This window comes from Butyricicoccus sp. (assembly GCF_050872565.1).
In the GTDB taxonomy this organism is placed as follows: domain Bacteria; phylum Bacillota; class Clostridia; order Oscillospirales; family Butyricicoccaceae; genus Butyricicoccus_A.
The window spans coordinates 1-2,084 of the sequence record NZ_JBNMHC010000373.1 but is presented as its reverse complement, the minus strand read 5'-3'; the positions used below and the strand labels follow the sequence as shown (position 1 = coordinate 2,084).

3 protein-coding genes are annotated in these 2,084 nt (G+C 56.4%); all 3 read left to right on the top strand.

Annotation, left to right across the window (positions count from 1 at the left end):
• The coding region (locus tag ACR0P9_RS11515; RefSeq protein WP_432620285.1) for an aminotransferase class III-fold pyridoxal phosphate-dependent enzyme at positions 1-789 on the top strand (789 nt) is incomplete at its 5' end.
• Positions 786-1,970 (top strand): precorrin-6y C5,15-methyltransferase (decarboxylating) subunit CbiE, encoded by a 1,185-nt coding sequence (gene cbiE / locus ACR0P9_RS11510; RefSeq protein ID WP_432620283.1) that lies wholly within the window; start codon positions 786-788, stop codon positions 1,968-1,970. The genes ACR0P9_RS11515 and cbiE, both read left to right, overlap by 4 nt.
• Positions 1,967-2,084, top strand: a 118-nt coding sequence (locus ACR0P9_RS11505) for a hypothetical protein (RefSeq protein ID WP_432620287.1), incomplete at its 3' end; no start/stop codon positions are given. The genes cbiE and ACR0P9_RS11505, both read left to right, overlap by 4 nt.

The window sequence follows — 2,084 nt, the reverse complement described above, 5'->3', positions numbered from 1 at the left end:
GTTCCTGCGGCAGTGGCAGGGGACACGCTGACGGCGACATACAATGATTTGGACAGCGTAGAGCGTCTGCTCCAAGCCAACAAGGAACAAGTAGCGGCAGTCATTGTAGAACCAGTAGCTGCCAATATGGGCGTTGTACCGCCCGCAGAGGGCTTTTTGCAGGGCTTGCGGGCACTGTGTGACGAATATCATGCCCTGCTGATTTTTGATGAAGTCATCACCGGTTTCCGTCTGGCGCGCGGCGGCGCACAGGAATACTTTGGCGTCAAGGCAGATCTTGTGACCTTTGGCAAGATTATCGGCGGCGGTATGCCGGTCGGTGCCTTTGCGGGAAGCCGCGAGCTGATGGAACAGGTTGCGCCGACCGGACCAATTTATCAGGCGGGCACCCTGTCCGGCAATCCGGTGGCAATGGCAGCGGGCATTACGCAGCTGACCTATCTCAATGAGCATCCGGAAGTCTATACGAAGATTGAAAAAAATACGGCTTGGCTGGCCAACCAGCTGCGCAAGCTGGAAGAAACGTATCATGTGGGAACCACGGTCAATCAGATCGGTTCGCTGCTCAGCGTGTTCTTTACAGAACAGCCGGTGACCAATTTCGCCGGTGCAAAATCCAGCGATGTGTCGCGATATGCGGAGTATTTCCGCCATATGCTGGCACAGAAGATTTATTTAGCTCCGGCACAGTTTGAGGCCATGTTTGTCGGCAATGCACACACGCAGGCGGATCTGGATGCAACGGTAGCTGCCGCAGAAAAGACGCTGGCTGCCATGGCAAACGCATGAATACGTATTTCTTGATTGGTGCCGGTATGGGCACAGAGCAAATGCTCACGGAGCAGGCGCGGCAGACCATACAAAATGCGGATGTTGTGCTGTCCACCGGCAGATTGGCGGATGGTCTGGCAGATGTCCGTGCAGAGATACAAACGCTGGCATTTTCTCGGCTGGCACAGCTGGCACAGGAGAGCACAGGAAACATTGCTATTTTGCTCAGCGGCGATACCGGCTTTTACAGCGCGGCGAAGTCACTGACAGAAAAATTGCGCGGCAGCGGCACGGTAGAACTTGTACCGGGCATCAGCAGCATCCAGCTGTTTTGCGCGCGGTTTCACACGTCGTATGATGATGCCGTCCTGCTCAGCCTGCACGGCCGCTCCGGCGCTCTGCTGGCGCCGGTCAGCTATCATCACAAAGTCATTATGCTGACGGGCGGCGAAAACAAAGTCCACGTCCTGTGTCAGCGGCTTGTTGAGGCGGGACTGACGCATCTCACCGTGTCTGTAGCAGAAAATCTCGGCGCAGATACCGAACGGCTGGTTTCCGGCACGCCGGAACAGCTGGCGCGCGAGCAGTTTGGAGACTTGTGTGTCATGATGACGCAAAACAAGCAGCCAACGGACAGCAGTCACGCGCTGCGCGATGACGATTTTGTGCGCGGAGAAGTGCCGATGACCAAACAGGAGGTGCGATGGCTGGCCAGCAGCCTGCTGTCCGTCAAGCCGGACGAGGTCGTGTATGATATTGGCGCGGGAACCGGCTCTGTCACCATGGAGCTGGCGCGGCACGCCACGCGCGGCATGGTGTATGCTGTGGAATGCAAGTCAGAAGCGATTGATCTGCTGCACCGCAATCGCGTGCATACAGGCTGCTATAATACGCAGATTGTACAGGCGATGGCACCGGACGGTTTGGAGCAGCTGCCAACGCCGGACTGCGCCTTTATCGGCGGAAGCCGCGGTAATATGGCGGAGATTGTCCGTGCACTAAAACAAAAAAATCCCAAGATTCGCGTTTTAATTACCGCGATTGCGCTGGAAAGTCTGCATGAGGCGATAGAAGCGCTGGAGCACAACGGCTTTGCGGTAGAAATCTCTTGTGTCAATGTTTCGCGGGCGAAAAAAGTCGCGCGCTATCACATGATGACGGCGCAGAATCCAGTCTATCTGATAGGAGGCAATCTATGAGCGTTCGCGCGCCGCGGTTGGTCATCGGCGGCACAGGAAGCGGCTGCGGAAAGACGACAATCACCTGTGCGCTGTTGCAGGCGTTTGTCGAACAGGGCTTAGATACGGCTGCGT

Bases quoted from the DNA above. Each gene is read 5' to 3' on its own strand.
- cbiE (WP_432620283.1), top strand. From the start codon at position 786: ATGAATACGTATTTCTTGATTGGTGCCGGTATGGGCACAGAGCAAATG.